A 20,901-nucleotide genomic window follows, 5' to 3' on the forward strand; every position below is an offset into this window, starting at 1 on the left:
GGTAAAAAAGAAGTGAGGTGAGGACATGACTAGGCAGAGTACGGGAAGCAGCATTAGGATCAGCGCCATTTGTGAAATCAGCCACCTGACCAGCTTTATCATGGGCGAAGACTTGCAAAAATTGCAAGCAGGTGAAGCCGTGATGGGCGAGGTCGTCCACCAGCATCCCTTTGCCTTTATCCGGGTCAAAGAGGCAGAACTAGTTTCAGGCGCCGCGCCAGCCTGGCTGAAAGAGCAGCTTTTGGCTAGTCCTACCTTTCAGGCCGAAGCCGGCGAAGGGATGCTCCCATGGCTAGCTAAACAGGAGGAGGGGAGATTGGCCCAGCTGTTTGGCCAAGAGGTAAAAAAGGGGCAAGGCGTCACTCTCCAAGTTACCGTGAAAGACTCCCAAAAGCGGAAACTTGCCTTAACTGGGGTCATCCTGGGCCGGGAACAGGCAGAAAAAGCAATAAAGAAAACTGTAGAGAAAGAAAAAAAGAAAGAAACTAACAAAGAAGCAGCAACAGAGACCTTTAAGCCCAAACTGGTTGATCAAGAGGTCAAGATTGCTGGCCAAACTCTGCCGCTTCATGACTACCAGCTCTACGCCTTGAACTTTATCGAAGAGCACCCATATTGCGGGATCTTCCTGGATATTGGGCTGGGGAAGACCCTGACCACCCTGGCTGCCTTTGCCAAATTGCGGGAAAAGGGCTTAACCGGCCACATCTTGGTCATTGCCCCCAAGGCCATTGCCCAGTCGACCTGGCAAGACGAAATTGCCAAGTGGAACTTGCCCTTTAAGACGGTTTCTTTTTTAACCGATGAAAAAGGCCATGCCGTTTCGGCCAAAAAGCGGCAGGAGATCTATGAAGAAGCCGCGGCCTTTGCGGCGAAAAGCGACTGGCACCTCTACTTTATCAACCGCGAGCTGGTGACCAAGCTGGTGGACCTTGGACCCTGGCTTTTTAAAAACGTGGTGATCGATGAGTCCCAGTCCTTCAAGTCGCCAACGGCCAAGCGCTTTAAGGCGCTGAAAAAGGTGCGCGGGCGAATCCAGCGACTGGTTGAATTAACCGGGACGCCGGCGCCAAATTCCTTAGAAGACCTCTGGTCGCAGATTTATTTGCTAGACCAAGGGGAGCGGTTAGGCACTAGCATCAGCCAGTACCGGGCCAAGTACTTTAAGCCGGGGATGCTGATCAATGGCCACCCGGTTGACTGGCGGCCGCTTCCAGGCAGCGAGGAGCAGATCTACCAGGCAATTGGCGATTTGGTCATCTCCATGAAAAATACCCGCCTAGAGCTGCCGAAACTGACGATGGTGACCGATACGGTGGAGATGTCGCCCAAGGCAAAAAATAGCTACCTGCAGCTGAAAAAAGAGCAAGTGCTGGAAGTTGGCGGCGGGGAAATTACGGCTGATAACGCCGCTGTTTTAGCGGGCCGTTTGCGGCAGCTGGCTAGCGGCGCCATCTATGAAGAAGATGGGGTCAATTACCAGGAATTTTTTGCCGATAAATTAGAGCGGTGCTTTTACCTGACCAGCAACACCTCCTCGCCATGCCTAGTAGCTTACTACTTTCATTCAGACGCCAGTCGCCTGTTAAAGTACTATAAGAAAAATGGCGTGATGGCGGAGCTTTTTGACGGCAGCCCCCAGATGATCAAGCGCTGGAACCAGGGCGAGATCCAGGTCATGCTGGTGCAGCCGGCTAGTGCCGGGGCGGGCCTCAACCTGCAAGAAGGCGGGCACACCCTCATCTGGTTTACCCTGCCTTGGAGCTTAGAGCAGTACCAGCAGATGAATGGCCGCCTTTACCGGCAAGGACAAAAAAAGCCGGTCATCATCCACCACTTGTTAACCAAGGGGACGATTGACCAGCATATCTTGGCCAGCCTCAAGCACAAGGACATCTCGCAAGAGTCGCTCTTGAAGGCGGTCAGAATGACTTTGAAATAATGCTTTTACTTTTTCTTCGGCTGCTTTTTAAAAAAGAAGCTCTCGATCCAGGCTGGGTCGCTCTTTAATTGGTGGTGGGCCCAGAGGCTAAAGAGGCAGGCTCCGGCCAAGTCGGCGATCAAGTCGCCCATGGTGTCCATCAGGGCCGCCCGGCCAACTAATGGGGTCTTCCCTGACAGGTAGCGCTGCAGGTTCATGTTAAAAAGACCATCGCAGGTAAATTCGTAGCACTCCCACAAGACTCCGCAGAAAACGGCAAAGGCGATGCCGTAAAGGCAGATAAAACCAGCCGGGAGCTCTTTTTTAGTAAAAAGACCCAAGACAGCCAGGCCTGCCCCAAAGAGCAAGGCCCCGCTGATGACGTGGAGAAACTTGTCCCAGTAGGCGACATAGTAGAAGTGGTAGGCGTCTCCTAGGTAGATGGCGCAGTAGATGAAGGCCATGAAGAAAAAGTATAAAAAATTGGGCAGGTAGAAGTGGAAGATTTTTCCTAAAAGATAGGGCAAAACGGTCAACACTAAACCCGCCAAAACTTCTGCCACTAAGAGGGCATAGCTTTTTTGCCCTAAAAAGAGCAGGTGCCAAGAATTGGTGACTAGGGAAACCAGCATGGACAAGGTCACGAAAATGAAGGTAAACTTGATGGCTAGCGCTTGTTTACGCATGGGGATCACTCCTAACCAAGAATGAAAATATTGTGTTATTATCAAAAATCGCTGGATAAAATTTATATCCGTTTACACTTTAAATTTTAGCAGAAGGCTTAAATAAGTTAAGAAATAAGACTTAAAAAGCACCTTTTTGAAGTGAATGTACTAAAATTGAGGTGTTGAAAATAACAAATTAATGAGAAAGCATCAAAGAAGAATCAAAAATAGGAGGAAAAAATGGATTTAGCAGAAATTGAAGAGCAGGCAAGGCAGGCAACCAAGGAAATCGTTGAGGCTTCCAAGATCAAGAAGGGGCAAATCTTCGTGGTTGGCTGCTCATCAAGCGAAGTCTTAGGCGAAACGATTGGGACCAACACCAGCGTCGACGTCGCGGTAGCTCTTTACAAGGGAATCAGCAGCGTGCTGGATGAGAAGGGCATCTACATGGCGGCCCAGTGCTGCGAGCACTTAAACCGCGCCTTGGTCATCAAGCGCGAAGCCATGGAAAAGTACGACTTTGAACAGGTCAATGCCATTCCCCAGCCCAACCACGCTGGCGGCGCCTTTGCGACCATCGCCTACCGGGAAATGCCAGACCGGGTATTGGTCGAAGATATCCAGGCCAAGGCAGAAGCCGGGATTGACATCGGCGGCACCTTGATCGGGATGCACATCCACCCAGTAGTCGTGCCACTTAGAATTTCTTTAGACAAGATCGGGGCAGCCAACATCATCTGTGCTCGGCGTCGTCCTAAGTACGTTGGCGGGCAAAGAGCCATCTACGACGAGAGCTTGATGTAGAAAAAGACCAAGTAACAACCAAGCAAAAAGCAAGAAATGAGAGAAGTCGATGAATGAGCAAGTAAAGAACTGGTACAAAGACAAAAAGCGCCTGATTCGCTATCTGCTGCTAGGCCTGTTAGCAATTGCCACGATCCTGGCGCCTTGGAGCGGTAAGGCAGAACTAGGCAACTTTTTATTTTGGGCCTGGCTGATCATTCTCTATGAAGAAGGTGAATTTGCCTTGGCCAAGCGCAATTCTGGTAAATTCAAACCTTGGCAAGTCAAGCTGCTAGCCTTTTGCTTATCCTTAGCCCTGTGTTTCCTGTACTTGGTCTATAATTATTTTGTTACTAGATAAAAATGCTATCAGCCTTTTAAAAAGAATATCCAAAGCTTTGTAAAAAATTAACAAAATTCCCCCCAAGTCCGGCAAAATCTTGATAGAATGGAATTAGTATATCTAGGCAAGTAATATTAATCAAAATCAAGGTGGCATGACGATGAAAAAATATCAATATGTAGCTGACACAATTAAGAATCGGATTTTTGACGGGACCTATCCAGCTCAATCCTTCTTGCCAAGTCAAGACCAGCTGGCAACGGAATTTAATGTCAGCAAGATCACGATCAAGAGCGCGTTGGACTTGTTAGCCCGGCAAGGCTTTGTCTACAAGGAGTCAGGCTTAGGCACTTTGGTTTTGTCCAACCTGTCTTTGGTCAACAAGCATGACGCACCAGTTGATTCCTTCATGGGGCTGACTAGCGAACAGGGTGATGACCACGTTACTAGCAAGGTGATCAAGTTTGCCGTAGAATTTCCTGACCAGGACCTGTGCACCAAGCTGAACTTGGAGCCTAACAATCCAGTCTATGAAATCATCCGCTTACGTTTGATTGACAAGGAACCTTTCATTATTGAGCACACCTACATGCCAGTCAAGGACGTGCCAGGCTTGTCCAAGCAGGTCTTAGAAGGTTCTGTTTACGACTACCTGCACCAAAAGCTGCACATCAAGTTTGGCGGGGCCTATCGGAAGATCAAGGCAGCCGTTCCTGACGAATACGACATCAAGTACCTCGGTGCAACTAAAGAAACGCCGATTTTAGAAATCGAACAAATCGTTTGGACTAATTCTGGGACTAACATCGAATACTCACGCTCACGTAACCTTTACGACAAGCGGGCTTACTCCACGGTTGAGGGCACGCGGTAAATAAAAATTAAAAGTCGGATCTTATTCAAAAAGTAAGATCCGACTTTTTTTGGCCCAAAGATAAAACATATTCTTTACAATTTGAAAACGGTTGCTATATAATAAAGGCATAGATAGTAAAAAAGAAAGACATATTAATGTCTGATGGGCAAACGTAATAGGAGGCAAAAAATGAGCGAAAGAAAGCTGCCAAAAGACTTTTTCTGGGGGAATTCGACTTCCAGCATGCAAACCGAAGGTGCCTGGAATCTGGATGGCAAAAGCCTGTCAGTCTATGACGTGCGGGAAGCCACGGAAAACAGCTCCGACTGGCACACGGCCATTGACGAATACCACCGCTATGACGAAGATTTAGACCTCATGCAAGAAATGGGGATGAACATGTACCGGATCCAGATTTCTTGGTCGCGGGTGATCAAGGATGGGGACGGCGAGCTTAATCCAGCCGGGCTAGCTTATTATGATCGTCTGGTAGATGGGATGCGGAAGCGGGGTATTGAGCCCATGATCTGCCTATATCACTTTGACATGCCCTTAAAACTTGCCAAAGAAGACAATGGTTTTATGTCCAGGAAAGTTGTCGGCGACTTTGTCCGCTATGGGAAAGCCATGCTGGACCATTTTGCCGGCCGGGTTAAGTACTGGATCGTTTTTAACGAGCATAATCTCTACTTTACCGACCTGGCTTTTGAGATCGCAGGCTACACCAAAGGCGATAAATCGATTAGTGACTTATACCAAATCTTCCACCACACCATGCTGGCCCATGCTGAGCTGAGCCACTACGCTCACGAAAAATATCCAGAGATCAACTTTGGCGGCATGATTGCTTATACGCCGGTTTATCCCGCAAGCAGCAAGCCGATCGATGTCTTTATGGCGCGGAAGTCCAACGAATTTTTGAACGAAAACCTGAACAAGCTCTATACGACCGGCAAGTATTCAGATGAAGTTCTGGCCTGGATCAAGAGTCACAAAATTGATCCGGACTTTCAAGCAGGCGATGAAGCAATCTTGGCCCAGATGCATACGGACTTCTTGGCCTTTAGCTACTACCAGTCAACCTGCTTAAACGGAGACAAGGTGCCGGCAGGGGAGGCGCCAAACCGCTATCTAAATTGGAGCAGAGAACATAACCGCTTCTTGGCTACCAGCGACTTTGGCTGGGATATTGACCCCCTCGGCTTTAGAAACGTCATTACCCATACCTATAATGCCTACCATTTGCCAGTTTTCCCAATCGAAAATGGGATCGGCTGCCGGGAAAAGTGGGATGGAGTCCATGAAATCGCCGATGATAACCGCATTGCCTACCACCGGGCCCACATCCAGGCTATGGAAGATGCGATTTTTGAAGATGGGGCAAAAGTTTTGGGCTACCTCGGCTGGGGCCTGATCGACATCCCAAGCTCCCATGGCGACATGGAAAAACGCTACGGAGCCGTTTATGTCAACCGGGGCAACCACGACCTGCGCGACCTTAAGCGGGTGCCAAAGAAGTCCTTTGCCTGGTTTAAGCAGGTCTTTACCAGCAACGGTGAAAAACTGTAGCATTTGAAACTAGATACTTTCCGAAACCAAAACTATCAGGTACAAAAAAACAGCTTTTTGACAATATGCATCTGTCAAAAAGCTGTTTTTCTTTGATTTGATTAGCTATGATTAGCTATCTTTTTAGCCTAATTCCTTGTTCCGGGCCAAAGCAGCGTTAACAGCGCTGATCGTGGCGTAGCGGAAGCCATTTTGCTCTAAGGCAACTACGCCGGCAATGGTGGAGCCGCCTGGTGAGGTAACGGCATCGCGCAGCTGGGCTGGGTGCTGGCCGGTCTTTAAGACCATTTCAGCAGACCCCAAAACGGTTTGGGCAGCCATCTTGATCGCGGCCTGGCGAGCCAAGCCATTTTGCACGCCGGCATCAGCCATGGCTTCGATAAATTGGTAGACATAAGCTGGGCCGCAGCCAGCTACTGCCGTTGCAGCATCCATCAAGTTTTCGGCAATTTCCACGATTTCACCGGAATAAGCCATCAACTTGGTGAAGACTGCCTTAGCTTCGTCGTCACTAGCGGTAAAGCTGGTCATGCCGGCACCCAAGGCAACGGGGGTGTTTGGCATCATCCGGACAATGCTGTGGCCAGGCAATAATTTTTCCAGGTCAGCCAAGGCCACGCCAGTAGCCATGGAGATCCAAATAGCATTGTTTTTAGTGCTGTCACTAAGTTCGGCGATCGCTTGTCCCACTTGGTATGGCTTTACGCCTAAAAAGACTACGTCGCTCTTTTCAGCGATTTCCTGGTTAGTAGCCAGCGTACCGCCAATTTCCGCTTGCAGCTTGCTGGCTTTTTCGACGTTGTGATTGCTGAGCAGGAGGTCGGTGCCTTCCACCTTGGCTACTGCCTTGGCGATGGCTGAGCCCATGTTGCCTAGTCCAATAAATCCAACTAACATTAAGTATCTCTCCTAACTAGTATTTTTTGCTGTCTTTTATTTTTGATCAGCTTATTCTCTGATTTGCCCATCCCCGTGAATGATGTACTTGTAGGTGTTCAGCTCGTTTAAGCCCATTGGTCCACGTGCATGCATCTTTTGGGTTGAAATCCCGATTTCGCATCCTAGGCCAAATTCACCCCCGTCGGTAAAGCGGGTAGAGGCGTTAACGTAAACGGCGGCTGAGTCGACGGCTTGGGTGAAGCGGTCGGCAGCTGCTTGGTCTTCGGTGATGATGGCTTCACTGTGGTGGGTGGAGTGCTTGGCGATGTGCTTGATGGCGTCTTCTAATCCGTCAACCACCTTAATGGCCATGATGTAGTCCAAAAATTCCGTGTCAAAGTCGTCTGGGCCAGCTAATTTGGCGTCTGGCAGGTATTCCTTAGCACGTTCGTCAGCCCGCATTTCCACTTTGCCGGCGAAGGCTTCTGCAAGTTTTGGCAAAAAGTCGGCCGCAACTTCTTGGTCAACCAAGCAGACTTCAGCCGCGTTGCAGACAGATGGCCGGCTCATCTTGGCGTTAGCCGTAATTCTAACGGCTTCGTCTAAGTTGGCTGCCTTGTTAACGTAAATGTGGCAGATCCCCGTCCCGGTTTCGATGACTGGAACCGTAGCGTTGTCAACGACGGCGCGGATCAAGCCCTTGCCGCCCCGAGGAATCAAGAGGTCGATCTTGCCCCGAGCGGTCATCATTTCAGTTGATGACTGGCGAGTCGTGTCTTGCACCAGTTCAATGGTCTTAGGTGAAATTGCGCTCTTTTCCAAGCCCTTTTTTAAAGCAGTCATGATGGCGTTAGCGGAGTTGAAGGCTTCCTTGCCTGAACGAAGCAGCGCCGCGTTGCCGGACTTGATGGCTAAAGCAGCGACGTCAGAAGTAACGTTTGGCCGGCTTTCGTAGATCATGCCAAGCAGGCCAAATGGCACAGACTTCTTTTCAATAACTAAGCCGTTGTCAGCCACGTACTTGTCCAGTACACGGCCGACTGGGTCTGGCAGGTCGAACAGGGCTCTGATCCCATTGGCCATCCCGGTCAGTCTTTTGTCGGTTAAGCGGAGCCGGTCCAGCATCACGTCTGAGATCGTGCCCTTGGCCTTTTCCAGGTCAAGTTCGTTGGCCTTTAAGATCTCGTCTTTTTCTGCCAATAGCTCATCAGCCATGGCAGCTAAGGCTTCATTCTTTTCTTCGGTCGTAGCCAAGTTGACTTCTTGCTTGTGGACCAGCAGGCTGTCCATCAGCCGTTGCGTTGATGATTCTTCCATAGTGTCGTTCCTTTTTAAAAAATAGTATAGATCAAATAATAAGCTGAAATTGTCAAAATTATAATGTAGTTACCCAGTCATCCCGGTGAATGAAGATCCCTTCAGGGTGGTTTTGTTCCAGAATTTCCTTTAAAACCGGCTTAGAGAAGCGGGCCTTGCCCTTGCCGATCAGGTGCTTAGTGGTTAAGCTGTAGACTTCCACGATATCGTCTTTTTGGAAGTTGCCCTTAACCTGCTTGATCCCGGAGATGAGGAGACTAGAGCCTTTTTTAGCCATGGCATTGACGGCCCCTTGATCGATAAAGACCTTGGCCGTGGTCGGGGCGTAAAAGGCCAGCCATTGCTTCTTTTGGTTAAAGGCATTTTCGTTGGCGGTAAACAGCGTTCCTTGGTTTAACTGGTCAACGGCGTCAATCATCGCTTGAGAGCTCTCTGATGAGCAGATGAAGACCGGCACGCCAGACTTGGTGGCCATGTCAGCGGCCTTGATCTTGGTGGCCATCCCGCCAGTCCCGTTGCTAGAACCCGCACCGCCAGCAATTTCGAAGGTCTTTGGCGTGATGTTTTCAATCACAGGAATTGGGTGAGCATTAGGGTTAGTCCGCGGGTTAGCGCTGTATAGGCCAGGCACGTCGGTCAAGAGGACCAGGAGGTCAGCCTTTAAAAGGGATGCTACTTGGGCTGACAGGGTGTCGTTATCGCCAACCTTTAATTCGTCGATGGCAATGGTGTCATTTTCGTTGATGATCGGGATCACCCGGCGGTTGATCAAGACGCTTAAAGCGTTAGAAGCGTTTTGGTAGCGGCGCTGGTCGGCAAAGTCGTCTTGAGTCAAGAGGATCTGCGCAGAGACCACGCCCTTGGCCAAGAGGTCTTTAGTGTATTCTTCGATTAATAGGCCCTGGCCCACGGCGGCAGCGGCTTGCTTGTCGGCTACCTTCTTGGGTCGTTTGTCAAAGCCCAGCCGGCGAAAGCCAGCGGCAATTGAACCTGAGGTTACCAAAACCAGCTTGTAGCCCTTTTGGTGCAAAGCTGCCAGCTGACTGGTAATCTTCAAGATCTTGCTTGGATCCAAATCCCCGGCTGGACTAGTCAGGGAAGAGGTTCCGACTTTAAAAACGATCAAGTTTTCTTCCATATTGAAACTTCCTTAATATTTTGGTTTGTCTAGATATGATAGCATTTTTTGCGCATGTCTGCTTACTTTTAGTACAATGCAAAAAGGCTAGCCACGAAGTGACTAGCCTAGAAACATATTCATCTGTGCCTTATTTGCTATAAACGGAATCGTCTTTAACAGAATGGGCGGTGATTTTTGGAATGATCAAAGAGAACAAGAAACCAAAAATTGCACCCACTACCAACAAGGTAACAGGATCATAGCTGCTTTGAGTCAGGGGAGCCCCAATGAAGCCAACGATGAACATGAAGATCATCCCCCAGACGGTACAAACAATATAACGTCCCATACTATCTTCCTTCTTTCGCTATGCATTTTAGCAGAATTGGCGACTAAATTCAATGTGAAAAAGGGTGACTTTGCTATAATTGAAAGGACGATAAATATCTTAAAAAAGAAAAAATGAGAGAAAACAAGGAAAGATAAGTAACGCAGAAAGGGGCAAAAAATGGTCAAAGCAGCAGTTTTGCAGGCAATCTCCGCCAATACGATTTTAGCCAGTCCATTGAAGGTCAAGGACCTGGTCTTGGGGGCCAAGGAGCGCGGCTATGGCGCGGTCGCTTTGACCGACGTCAATGTCACTTTTGGTCTGGCCGACTTTTACCTGACCGCCAAAAAGGCTGGCATCAAGCCCTTATTAGGGATCCAGGGACGGTATCTGGGCAGCGGTGATCAGGCTTTTGACCTGATTTTTTTAGCCAAGAGCCAGCGGGGCTACCAGTCGCTGATGCGCTTGTCCAGCTACTTAAATTTGGCCTCCGGCGACTTAAAAGGGGAGAGCCTGCCGGCACTTAATTCCTTGCCCCAAGACCTGCCGGATTTAATGGCCATCGTGCCTGCCGGGCCGACCAGCGAGCTGCGCTACCTCTATGATATGGGGCAAGAGAGCGTTGGGCAGACTTTTTTGACGGCTTTAAGAGAGCAGGCAAAAACTAGTGGGTGGGACCTTTATCTTGGCTTATACCCAGCTGAGAGTGCGGCTTTTTATAACCAGTTTGTCCAAAAGCTGGCAAAAGACTTTTCCTTAAAAACGGCAATTACTGAAGACGTCCGCTACCTTAACCCGGAAGATCAGTTTAGCCAAAAGGTGCTAGGTGCCATCAAGACGAAAAAGATCTTTACAGAAGACGAGCTAAAAACAATCGCCAAGGGGCGGGGGTCCCACTACTTGCGGCCGGCTAGCGAGCTTTTTGACGCCTGCCAAAAGCTGGGCTTAAAAGAGGCCTTTTTGAATACCTGGGAGATTGCAGAAAAGGCGGATGCTCAAATCCCATTTGCTAAGCCCCAATTGCCGGTCTTTCCGCAAACAACGGGCCTAAGCTCGGATGACTATTTGACCAAGTGGGCGGTCGCCGGTTTAAAGCGGCTGGGCTTAACGGGGCCAGCTTATCAAAAACGCCTAGAAAAAGAACTAACAGTCATCAAGCAGATGGGCTTTAGCGACTACTTCTTGATCGTCGGCGACATCGTCGCTTATACCAAAAAGCAGGGCTACTTGATGGGGCCAGGGAGAGGGTCAGCCGCAGGCTCACTTGTGGCCTATGCCTTAGGCATTACCCAGATTGATCCTTTAAAGTATGACCTCTTGTTTGAGCGCTTCTTAAACCCGGCTAGAAGCAGCATGCCCGATATCGACTTAGACTTCACCGCGGCCGGCCGCCAGGCCGCCATGGCCTATGTGCAGGAAAAATACGGGCAAAGGCTCCGCTTTGACCATGGCTCTGACCTAGTGGCCCGGATCTTGGCCCTCACCACCATGCAGGCAAAAAGCGCCTTGGAGCGGGTCGGCCATGCCTTTGGCTTGACCAACCTGGCCATTGACCAGCTGAAAAAGGCCATGGGGGCCGCCCAAAATTTAGACGAGGCTTTTCAGCAGCCAGAATTTCGCACCATAGTCTCTGCCTCTTGGCTGAACCAGCTGGTCTACCAAACTGCTAAAAAATTGTCGGGCCTGCCTGAAGATACGGGGACGCATGCCCCGGGCGTCGTGATCAGTGAAGAGCCCTTGTCCAGCAAGATTGGCCTGATGACCGGGCAAGAGGCGCCCTTATGGACGGTTCAGCAAACGAAGGAATACGTGGAAAAGTACGGCCTTTTAAAAATCGACTTTTTGACCTTGAGCAACCTAGAGATGCTGGAACAGGTCTTGAAGCTAATCAAGGAAAAGGGGACGGACCTTGACCTACTCAAGATTCCGCTGAATGATCCGGCCGTTTTCCGCCTCCTCCAGGCTGGGGAAACCGCGCTGATCTTTCAATTGGGGTCAAGAGGAATGCAGGACACCTTAAGGCAGCTGAAGCCAGAATCTTTTGACGATCTGTCGGCCGCCATCGCCCTCTACCGGCCTGGTCCGATCAAGAGCGTGCCGCTTTATGCCGCCCGGAAAAATGGTCAAAGTCCGGTCAGCTATTTAGACGATTCCCTAAGACCGATCCTCGAGCCAACTTACGGAATCCTGGTTTACCAAGAGCAGGTCATCCAGACGGCCCAGCTTTTTGCTGGCTTTAACCTAAGTGAAGCCGACATCTTCCGCCGGGCCATTTCTAAAAAAGAGGCCGCTGTCTTAGAAGAACAAAAGACCAAATTTGTCAAAGGGGCAGTCAGCCAAGGCCATAGCCAGGAAAAAGCTCTAGAAATCTTCCGGGCAATTGAGCCTTTTGCCGGCTACGGCTTTAACCACTCCCATGCCGTCGCCTATGCCTTGTTGGCCTATTGGGAAGCTTACCTCTTAGTCCACTACCCGCAGGAATTTTTCCTGGTGCAGTTTGGCAAGACTAGGGGCAAGGACCTGGGCAATTACTATGCCGAAGCACAAAAGTTTGGCCTTCAAGTCTTTGGGCCAGACATTAACCACAGCGAGGCAAATGCCAGCGTCCATAACGGCGCCATTTATCTGGGCTTTAGGGCGGTGATTGGCCTGCCGAATTCCTTTATCGACAACCTTCTGGCCATGAAGCGGCCAATTACCAGTTTTTCGGCTTTTTTAAGGCAGCTGGATGACCAAAATCTGAAAGAAAACCAGATCAAGCTCCTGATTGCGGCGGGAGCCTTTGACCAATTAGACACTAATCGCAACAACCTCTTGGCCAATTGCCCGGCCTTGATCAAAAATGCCAAGATGACCAAAAAGAGCCTGGTCTTGCAGGACTTATTAACCGTGAAGCTTGAACAGATGCCAGAACCCACCGCCAGTGAAAAGATGGCCATGGAGCAGCAGAGCTTAGGCTTTGCCATTACTAAATCCCCGCTTGCCCTGGCTCAAAGAGTCTTGGGTGCCAGCTACCAGGCAATTCCTTTTGCGGCCATCGCCTTAGGCCAAACGGCCAATGTCTTGACTGTTTTTGAAAGAAAAAATGACTGGCTGATCAAAAAAGGGGCTAACGCTGGTCAAAAGGGCAGCAATGCCTACTTTAACGATTCCCAGTTGTCTGAAAAAGTCACGATTTTTTCAGATGAATACCGGCGCTTCAAGCTGGAAGCCTTGCCGAAAGGTACTTTATGTCTGATCCGGGTGTCCAAAAGAAATGACCAAAATGATCCGCGCGGCTACCAGCTGATCTTGCGGGAGCTTACGATTTTATCAGAAAAGAAGCTCTTAGAAAAGGCTAGAGAAGTCAAGCAAGCACAGCAGCCAAAGCCAAAGGAAAAGGCGCTTGAGCAGTATTGTGACCAGCAGTTTCAAACGGTGCGATTAAGACAGATTCACTTGCGGCAAAGAGCCCGGGCGATCGTCAAGGTCTTAGCTGTCCGCGACCACCTGGACAAAAACGGCAATCAAATGGCAACCTTGTCAATTGCTGATTCCAGTGGCCGCTACCGGGCCTTGCTTTTTGCTGAGGAATTTCGCTCAATCAAGCAAAAGCCGCAAGCAGGCAGCTATTACCTGATTGATACCGAAGGTCTGGCCAGTCAAAATGCCGGCATTGATTTTAAGATCTACCATGTCCGCCAAGTAAATTTGCAAAAGTAGCGAAAATTTTCTTGACCAATTCATTTTTGTCAATGGTAACCCCTTACCGAAGTAAGGGGCTTGAAGTGCAAGCTTCAGGTCTCTTATCTTTAGCAGGGAGGCTGGAGAAATCCAGCTTTCATTGTCTAGACTAAGCTATCCAATCGGCTTCGGCTGACTGGATAGAGGAACTACGTTATCCATGTCATCACACCCAAGGATGATGCCCAAGTCTTTGGCTCTGTGGCAGCTCTGTAAACAGTCATGAGGTTAACGTGACAGTCAACTGCGCCCACAAGCATGGATAACATTGTCGATGGGCAACAACGCAAATCCAAATTGGGTCTCCTGGTTTGGACGAGTGGCAGGAATCACTGTTTCCTGCATTACGAAAAAGGAGAAAAAACATGAAGCATGAAAATGCCAATCGGGTGTTTCTGCTGGGCAGGGACGGCAAGCCGCTAATGCCATGCCGTCCAAGAAAGGCCAGGCTGCTGCTGAAAAGCGGCAAGGCTTTTGTGGTCAAGAAATATCCATTCACCATCCAGCTGAAATATGGCTCGTATGGCTATAAACAGAAGGTAAGCCTTGGCGTAGACACTGGGCAGAGACACATTGGCTTTGCCGTTGTCAGTCAAAACAAGGTGCTGTACCAAAGCGAGGTAGATCTTCGCCAAGACGTGCACAAAAATCTGTACACCCGCAAGATCTACCGCAGAAGCAGAAGAAACCGCAAGACCCGCTATCGCCAAGCCCGCTTTTTAAACAGAGTGCATGGCAAGCGAGACGGCTTATGGCTTCCGCCGTCAATAAAAGGCAAGGTAAGCCATAACATTGCTTGGATCAAACGCTATCTGGCTGTGTTGCCAAATCCCGATCTTCACATCGAAGTAGGCAAGTTTGACATGGCCAAGATGCTCAATCCGACGATTTCAGGCAAGCAGTATCAAGAAGGCTCACTGAAGGACTGGAAGAACTATGAGTATTACGTGCTGGCACGTGACGAGTACACCTGTCAGCTCTGCCATAAACATGGCGAAGGCGTAAAGCTTGTTGTCCACCACATTGTCTACCGCTCACAAGGCGGGACAAACCGGGTGGACAATCTAATAACGCTTTGCACGGACTGCCATACCACGAAGAACCACCAGCCAGGTGGCAAGCTCTACAAGTGGATGAAGGCAAAGAAGAAAGTGACAAAGCAGCTGAAGGGTGCAACGTTCATGAACATTCTGCGCAAGCGGATTATGACTGCCTTCCCAGAAGCAAGTTTTCAGTACGGTTCGCAAACCTACGTAGATCGTAAGAATCTTCTTTTGCCAAAAGGTCACTTTATGGATGCAATCGCAATCAGCGGGATCAAGTCAGTGGGTCAAATGCCGGAAACGGTGACGATGATCAGCCAGTTCCGCAAGAAGAAGCGGTCGCTTCATGAAGCAACCGCGAGAAAAGGCAGAAAGCAGCCGAACAAGGCAGCCAAGCGGAACGCGAAGAACACGAAATATGCCCGCGGTATATGGCTGAATGACTACGTTCGCATAATTGGAAATAATGCCAAGGGCTACGTTCAAGGCTTTAAGTCGAACGGATATTTTGTATATTTGGCGGATGGCTTAGGCAATTACGTACTGAACAATGGCAAGAATTATATTAATAGAAAGCAGTGCCGGCTGATCATGCATAACGGCAACTGGCAAAAAGCAGAGCAAAAGCTTTCTCTGTACGAATTTAAGTAAGAAAGAAGGAAGGCAGGCGAGCCCTATTCCTCCACCCATTGAAATAGGTGGAATCCCGGTCTTGCCTGCCGTTGAAAATCATTGAAAAGAACACTGCTAAATATTTTTTACAATGCCGTTTACCAGATCTTTTTGGTCCTGGTGCCCCTGATCACGGTTCCTTACCTGTCAAGGGTCTTGGGGCCAACGACTTATGGCATTTACTCCAGCGTCAACAACACCGTCCAGTTCTTGATGATCTTCTGCGTCTTGTCGCTCACCAACATTGGGGTGCGGTCGATTTCCAAAGCCCGCAATCAGCGGGTTAAGGGCGAGCTGACCCGGGCTTTTTGGGGCCTGTGGTACTTCCAATTTTTGGGCGGCTTGGCCACCATTGCCTTGACGGTCTTCGTTTGCTTGCTCTTCCGCGTCAAGTACTGGCAATGGTACCTCTTGATGCTGCCATATCTGGTGTCGGCCCAATTTGACATTTCCTGGTTCTTCCAGGGCTTGGCCGACTTTGGCCGGGTGGTGCTCAGAAACACCATCGTTAAGATCACCAGTGTGGTCTTCATCTTGCTCTTGGTCAAAAGTCCCGGCGACCTTTGGAAGTACTTTTTGATCATGTCCATTTCCACCATGCTGGGTTCTTTCGTCTTTTGGCTCCGGATCCGGGAGTACGTGGGCAAGCCAACTTGGCATTTTTACCACTTTGCCGAGACCAAAAAGGCCATCATGACCCTGATGATTCCGCAGATCGCAACCCAGATCTATACCTCTTTGGACAAGCCAATCTTGGGCCTTTTCCAAAATACGGCCCAGGTTTCTTTTTACGATAATTCCCAGCGAATCTCCAACATGCTCCTCGGCGTAATCACCAGCATTTCCCTGGTGATCATGCCGCAGATGGCCATCCAGGGGCAGAGCGAGCAAAAGAAGGTCATGAAGAAGTCGCTTGAAGCGACAACCTTGCTCGGAACGCTTTTTGCCGTGATCGTCATGGTCAATACCAAGGAATTCGTCCCGTTTTTCTTTGGCAAAAAGTATATTCCGATGACGCCTTTGATGTTCTTCTTCACCCTGACCATCATCATGATCCCGATGGGGGGCGTTTTTGCCAACCAGTACGCCCTGGCCAACCAAAGAGACAAGGACTACGCCATTCCGGTGACCATCGGGGCGGTTTTGGAATTAATCCTGAGCTACCTCTTGGACCGGCCTTATGCGGCCGCTGGGGCCACGGCCGCCATCTTAATCACGGAGCTCGTCGTGCTCTTTTTGCGCTGCTACATCGTCCGGGATGCCTACAATTTTAAGGGGACTTTTGGCGAGATTCCCAAATGCTTCTTGGCCATGGCGGTCAGCCTGGCTTTGGGGCTATTCTGGCCCTTCCCGGCCATCCCGAGTGCCTTTATCAACATGACGGTCAAGTCTTTGGTGATCATGGCGGTTTACGCCCTGATCATCTGGCTGGTTAAGTTTGACCTGAACCAAGACCTTGTGGCCGTTTTAAAAAAGTTTTTCAAGAAAGCGTGAGACCATGGTAAAAATCAACATCTTAGGCGTCGGCTTTGACAAGTACAGCCTGAGCGAATTCGAGGCGAAATTTTTAGACCGGTTAAAAAAGCGCCAATCCACCTTCATCGTGACCGCCAACCCGGAAATCGTGATGACGGCCAAAGACGACCCCAGCTACCGGGACATCATTAACAATGTGGCCGACTATGTGACCGCTGACGGGATCGGCATCGTCAAGGCCGCCCGGATGCTGGGCAAGCGCCTGCCCGAGCGGGTGACCGGCTACGACCTTTTTACCTGGTTCCTCGATACGGCAAATAAAGACAAGCTCCGGGTCTACCTGATCGGGGCCAAGCCCGAAGTCATCCAGGCCGTGGAAAAAAAGGTTCAGACCGACTACCCCGGCATCCAGCTGGTGGGCTGCGAAGACGGCTATTTCAAGGATTCGCTAGAAACAGTGGCCAGCCGGATTAAGGCGGCCCAGCCTGACCTGGTCTTTGCGGCCCTGGGCTTCCCTAAGCAAGAGCGGTTGCTGGCCATTTTGCGGGAAGAGGAGCTCCCGGCCACCATGATGGGGGTCGGCGGCAGCTTTGACGTCTTTTCCGGCATGGCCAAACGGGCGCCGAAAGCCTTCCAAGATGCGCATCTTGAGTGGTTTTACCGCCTCTTGAAAGAGCCGACCCGGATCGGCCGGATGATGGTTTTGCCCAAGTTCGTGGTCGAAGTCAAAAAGAGCAAGAAAAAGTAGGACGGGCTAAGCAATGAAAGTACTGCATATTAACGCGGGTTTAGAAGTGGGCGGCGGCTTAACCCACATTGTCAGCCTTTTGGAAAAGGCCAAAGAAGCCCAGGAAAATTTTGAGCTCTTGACTTTTGCCGATGGCCCAGTCGCCGCTACTGCCAGAGAGCGCGGGATCAAGGTGACAACCCTGGGCAAGGCCAGCCGGTATGACCTGAGTTTGCCTAAGCGGCTGAAGGCCTTTATCCTGGAGGGCGGCTACGACGTGGTCCACACCCACGGGGCCCGGGCCAATCTTTTTGTCAGCTTGATCCACAAGTCCTTGCCCTGCCTGTGGGCAGTGACCGTCCATTCTGACCCCGCCATCGACTTTGCGGGCCGGGGCGCGGCCGGCACCCTGTTTACCAAGCTGAACCTGCGGGCCATCCGCCAGGCAGACCTGGTCTTCGCCATCACCCAGCGCTTTGAAAAGATCCTGACGGCCGACGGCGTCGATCCCCAGCGGATCGCCGTAATCTACAACGGCCTGAACTTTACCGATAATGCCCTGCTTTTGCCTAAAAAGCTGCACGAAGGCTTTAATATTGTCAACGTTGGCCGCTTTGAAAAAGTTAAGGGCCAAGACCTGCTCTTGCGAGCTGTGAAAAAGGCGGCCGATCCGCAGCTGGTCTTGCACCTGGTGGGTGCGGGAAGCGAAGAAGACCACTTGCGCGACTTGACCAAGCAGCTGGGGTTAGACCAGCAGGTGGTCTTCCACGGCTTTTTGCCGCAAAAAGAGATTAAGCAGCTCTACCAGACCATGGATTTAGCGGTGCTCAGCTCTTATTCTGAAAGCTTCCCGCTGGTCTTGCTGGAAGCCGCCGACAACTTGCTGCCGCTTTTGACCACAGACGTGGGGGGCGTAGAAGCCTTGATCCCGGATGACAGCTATGGTCGGATCGTCCCGGTCGGGGATGCGGAGGCACTGGCTGCGGGTTTGAAGACTTTTTGCCAGATGCCAGAAGGCGATCGTATGACTATGGCGGAAAAAGAGAAGGCCTATGCCAGCCAGCATTTTTCCCTCGACCAGCAGCTGGCCGACATCATGACCGCCTATGAGACGGCGCTAGATTCAAAAAAGGGTTAGAAAAATTATGATTCCCAAAATTATCCACTATGTCTGGGTGGGCGGAGCGCCCAAGTCCAAGGTGATCCAAAAGTGCATCGCCTCTTGGCAAAAGCGCCTGCCGGACTACCAGATCATCGAATGGAACGAAGACAAGATCGATTTGCATGCCAACCGTTACGTGGAGCAGGCCTACCAGGCCAAAAAATGGGCCTTCGTGTCCGACTACGTCCGGGCTAAGGCCCTCTATGACATGGGCGGGATCTACCTGGATACCGACGTGATGGTCCTAGAGTCCTTTGACGGCTTGCTCAGCGACCGGGCCTTTATCGGTTTCGAAAATAACGATTACCTGTCAGCCGCCATTATCGGCTGTGAAAAAGGCCACCCCTTGGCCAGCGACATTTTGCACTACTACGATGACCTGGACTTTACTTTTGACCAGGGCGACCAGCTGGCCGGGGTCAACTCCTTGTCGGTAACCGACATCGCAGTGGACAAGTACGGCCTGAAGAAGGGCAATTTTGACCAGGTCCTGAAAGCCGGCCTGCACGTTTACCCGGACGGGATTTTATGCAACCCGTCGCCGGATTCTTTGTCCATCCACCTCTTTACCGGTACCTGGCTGGAAGGGAAAAATTCCTTTAAGCACGACCTGGTGACCTTTTTAAAATTACATATTACCAGCCAAAAACGTGCGAAAATTTACTATCAGGCCTTTAGACGTTAATTTTTTAAAGAAAAAGGCTTGAAAGTCATTTTCTGAAAACTAAGTAGACCAATTTTGGTTATAATAAAGGGCAGAGATAATTTTTTATATAAAACTAGAATTGCGAGGCAGCAAATGAGAGATCTGCAAAAGAAGATCGTTGAATATGAACATGTTTTACCAGAAATCGACCCGAAGGAAGAAATCCGCAAGACCATTGATTTCTTGAAGGGCTACTTGAAGGCTAACCCCTTCTTGAAGAGCTACGTTTTGGGCATTTCCGGCGGGCAAGACTCCACTTTGACGGGCAAGCTCTGCCAAATGGCCATCAGCGAAATGCGGGAAGAAACTGGGGAAGACTACAAGTTTATCGCTGTCCGCCTGCCATACGGCGTGCAAAATGACGCCGCTGACGCTCAAGACGCCGTTGATTTCATCAAGCCGGACGTGGACTTGATCGAAAACATCAAGGCCGGCGTTGATGCCTTGGTCAAGACTCTGGAAGACACGGGTGTTGCGATCACCGACTTTAACAAGGGCAACATCAAGGCCCGGGAAAGAATGGTAGTGCAATACGCCATCGCCGGCGCCAACAATGGTGCGGTTGTCGGGACTGACCACGCGGCTGAAAACTTCAGCGGCTTTTACACCAAGTACGGTGACGGCGCCGCTGACCTCACGCCGTTGTTCCGCTTGGACAAGCGGCAGGGCAAGGCGCTGCTGAAGGAGCTCGGCTGCCCAGAGCACCTGTACTTGAAGGCGCCAACGGCTGACCTGGAAGAAGAAAAGCCAGACTTGCCAGACGAAGAAGCGCTTGGCGTGACCTACAACGAAGTCGACGACTACCTGGAAGGCCGGGAAGTCAGCGATGCTGCGGCTGAACAGATCGAAAAGCTGTGGAAGAAGAGCGAGCACAAGCGTCACTTGCCAGTCACGATTTTTGATGATTTTTATAAAAAGTAAAGTTAGGTAGGGCGGCCCCGGTGGGTCGCCTTTTTGTGTGGTCGTTGGTGCGGTGTGGGGTGCGGTGTGGTGGCGGTGATGGTGCCCCCGAAGTATGTCAACCGCGCTGGATTTTGGCAAAAATCGCCCCTGAAGTATGTCAACCGGTCTGAATTTTGCCGGAAAAAGCCCCCAAAGTATGTCAACCGGCTTGTTTTTTGGCGAAATTCGCCCCCAAAGTATGTCAACCGGTCAGATTTTTGTCGAAAATTGCCCCCGAAGTATGTCAACCGGTCTGGATTTTGTCGAAAATTGCCCCCGAAGTATGTCAACCGCGCTGGATTTTGCCGAAATTTGCCCCCAAAGTATGTCAACCAGGTTCGGTTGAGTCAACTTGGGGGCGAAAAAGTGGCAAAACGAGTCCGGTTGAGTTAATTCGGGGGCAAAAAAATGGAAAAATGGGGTTGGTTGAGTCAACTCGGGGGCGGAAAAGTGGTAAAACGAGTCCGGTTGAGTCAAAACGGGGGCGGAAAAGTGGCAAACGAGTCTGGTTGAGTCAACTCGGGGGCGAAAAAACGGCAAATCAAGTTTGGTTGAGTCAAAACAGGGGCGGGATGCACACAGACTTACTCAAGTAATGGGCGTTGCTGCCCAAAGTTTACTCAACTCGTATTATAAAAATTGAACCGGTGATAATATTCAGAAAAA

At 50.3% G+C, this 20,901-nt stretch carries 18 protein-coding genes; 13 read left to right on the plus strand and 5 right to left on the minus strand.

Annotation, left to right across the window (positions count from 1 at the left end; translation table 11 throughout):
• Nucleotides 1-25: 25 nt before the first annotated feature.
• Nucleotides 26-1,942: a DEAD/DEAH box helicase gene (locus ACI4WN_RS02410; protein ID WP_439776819.1), complete on the plus strand. Its 1,917-nt coding sequence runs from the start codon at nucleotides 26-28 to the stop codon at nucleotides 1,940-1,942.
• Between the two features lie 5 nt (nucleotides 1,943-1,947).
• Here ACI4WN_RS02410 and ACI4WN_RS02415 read toward each other — a convergent pair whose 3' ends face one another.
• On the minus strand, nucleotides 1,948-2,607 hold the full coding sequence (locus ACI4WN_RS02415) for a hypothetical protein (RefSeq protein WP_439776820.1): 660 nt from the start codon (nucleotides 2,605-2,607) through the stop codon (nucleotides 1,948-1,950).
• Between the two features lie 222 nt (nucleotides 2,608-2,829).
• On the opposite strand from ACI4WN_RS02415, the gene ACI4WN_RS02420 reads away from it, so the two are divergent.
• From ACI4WN_RS02420 to ACI4WN_RS02435, 4 genes are all read left to right on the plus strand, one after another.
• On the plus strand, nucleotides 2,830-3,393 hold the full coding sequence (locus ACI4WN_RS02420; RefSeq protein WP_439776821.1) for a TIGR01440 family protein: 564 nt from the start codon (nucleotides 2,830-2,832) through the stop codon (nucleotides 3,391-3,393).
• A gap of 49 nt (nucleotides 3,394-3,442) precedes the next feature.
• Nucleotides 3,443-3,733, plus strand: a complete 291-nt coding sequence (locus tag ACI4WN_RS02425; RefSeq protein ID WP_439776822.1) for a hypothetical protein — start codon at nucleotides 3,443-3,445, stop codon at nucleotides 3,731-3,733.
• A 142-nt stretch (nucleotides 3,734-3,875) separates the two neighbouring features.
• On the plus strand, nucleotides 3,876-4,589 hold the full coding sequence (locus tag ACI4WN_RS02430) for a GntR family transcriptional regulator (RefSeq protein WP_439776823.1): 714 nt from the start codon (nucleotides 3,876-3,878) through the stop codon (nucleotides 4,587-4,589).
• Between the two features lie 171 nt (nucleotides 4,590-4,760).
• Nucleotides 4,761-6,140 carry a glycoside hydrolase family 1 protein gene (locus ACI4WN_RS02435; protein ID WP_439776824.1) on the plus strand — a complete coding sequence of 460 codons (1,380 nt, stop codon included), beginning with the start codon at nucleotides 4,761-4,763 and terminating at the stop codon, nucleotides 6,138-6,140.
• A 123-nt stretch (nucleotides 6,141-6,263) separates the two neighbouring features.
• On the opposite strand, the gene proC is transcribed toward ACI4WN_RS02435, so the two are convergent.
• The 4 genes from proC to ACI4WN_RS02455 all read right to left on the minus strand — a co-directional run bounded on the left by proC (nucleotide 6,264) and on the right by ACI4WN_RS02455 (nucleotide 9,805).
• The gene (gene proC, locus ACI4WN_RS02440; RefSeq protein ID WP_439776825.1) at nucleotides 6,264-7,037 is read right to left on the minus strand and encodes a pyrroline-5-carboxylate reductase; all 774 of its coding nucleotides are present in this window, start codon (nucleotides 7,035-7,037) and stop codon (nucleotides 6,264-6,266) included.
• 51 nt (nucleotides 7,038-7,088) lie between these two features.
• Nucleotides 7,089-8,336 carry a glutamate-5-semialdehyde dehydrogenase gene (locus tag ACI4WN_RS02445; protein WP_439776826.1) on the minus strand — a complete coding sequence of 416 codons (1,248 nt, stop codon included), beginning with the start codon at nucleotides 8,334-8,336 and terminating at the stop codon, nucleotides 7,089-7,091.
• A gap of 58 nt (nucleotides 8,337-8,394) precedes the next feature.
• Entirely contained in the window at nucleotides 8,395-9,474 is a 1,080-nt protein-coding gene (gene proB, locus ACI4WN_RS02450) for a glutamate 5-kinase (protein ID WP_439776827.1), read from the minus strand.
• A 130-nt stretch (nucleotides 9,475-9,604) separates the two neighbouring features.
• The gene (locus ACI4WN_RS02455) at nucleotides 9,605-9,805 is read right to left on the minus strand and encodes a YjzD family protein (protein WP_008461313.1); all 201 of its coding nucleotides are present in this window, start codon (nucleotides 9,803-9,805) and stop codon (nucleotides 9,605-9,607) included.
• Nucleotides 9,806-9,964: 159 nt separating this feature from the next.
• On the opposite strand from ACI4WN_RS02455, the gene ACI4WN_RS02460 reads away from it, so the two are divergent.
• The 8 genes from ACI4WN_RS02460 (at nucleotide 9,965) to ACI4WN_RS02495 (ending at nucleotide 20,581) form a co-directional block, all read left to right on the plus strand.
• Complete coding sequence (locus ACI4WN_RS02460) at nucleotides 9,965-13,486, plus strand: DNA polymerase III subunit alpha (RefSeq protein ID WP_439776828.1); 3,522 nt, start codon at nucleotides 9,965-9,967, stop codon at nucleotides 13,484-13,486.
• Between the two features lie 386 nt (nucleotides 13,487-13,872).
• Entirely contained in the window at nucleotides 13,873-15,201 is a 1,329-nt protein-coding gene (iscB, locus tag ACI4WN_RS02465; protein ID WP_439776829.1) for an RNA-guided endonuclease IscB, read from the plus strand.
• An 81-nt stretch (nucleotides 15,202-15,282) separates the two neighbouring features.
• On the plus strand, nucleotides 15,283-16,716 hold the full coding sequence (locus ACI4WN_RS02470) for an oligosaccharide flippase family protein (protein ID WP_439776830.1): 1,434 nt from the start codon (nucleotides 15,283-15,285) through the stop codon (nucleotides 16,714-16,716).
• Between the two features lie 4 nt (nucleotides 16,717-16,720).
• Nucleotides 16,721-17,446, plus strand: a complete 726-nt coding sequence (locus tag ACI4WN_RS02475; RefSeq protein WP_439776831.1) for a WecB/TagA/CpsF family glycosyltransferase — start codon at nucleotides 16,721-16,723, stop codon at nucleotides 17,444-17,446.
• A 13-nt stretch (nucleotides 17,447-17,459) separates the two neighbouring features.
• Entirely contained in the window at nucleotides 17,460-18,563 is a 1,104-nt protein-coding gene (locus ACI4WN_RS02480) for a glycosyltransferase (protein ID WP_439776832.1), read from the plus strand.
• A 7-nt stretch (nucleotides 18,564-18,570) separates the two neighbouring features.
• Complete coding sequence (locus tag ACI4WN_RS02485; RefSeq protein ID WP_439776833.1) at nucleotides 18,571-19,272, plus strand: glycosyltransferase family 32 protein; 702 nt, start codon at nucleotides 18,571-18,573, stop codon at nucleotides 19,270-19,272.
• A 114-nt stretch (nucleotides 19,273-19,386) separates the two neighbouring features.
• Nucleotides 19,387-20,214, plus strand: a complete 828-nt coding sequence (nadE, locus tag ACI4WN_RS02490; protein WP_154486171.1) for an ammonia-dependent NAD(+) synthetase — start codon at nucleotides 19,387-19,389, stop codon at nucleotides 20,212-20,214.
• Nucleotides 20,215-20,350: 136 nt separating this feature from the next.
• Nucleotides 20,351-20,581: a hypothetical protein gene (locus ACI4WN_RS02495; RefSeq protein ID WP_439776834.1), complete on the plus strand. Its 231-nt coding sequence runs from the start codon at nucleotides 20,351-20,353 to the stop codon at nucleotides 20,579-20,581.
• The last annotated feature ends 320 nt before the right edge of the window (nucleotides 20,582-20,901 follow it).

Source organism: Lactobacillus sp. (genome assembly GCF_051893255.1).
Taxonomy (GTDB): Bacteria; Bacillota; Bacilli; order Lactobacillales; family Lactobacillaceae; genus Lactobacillus.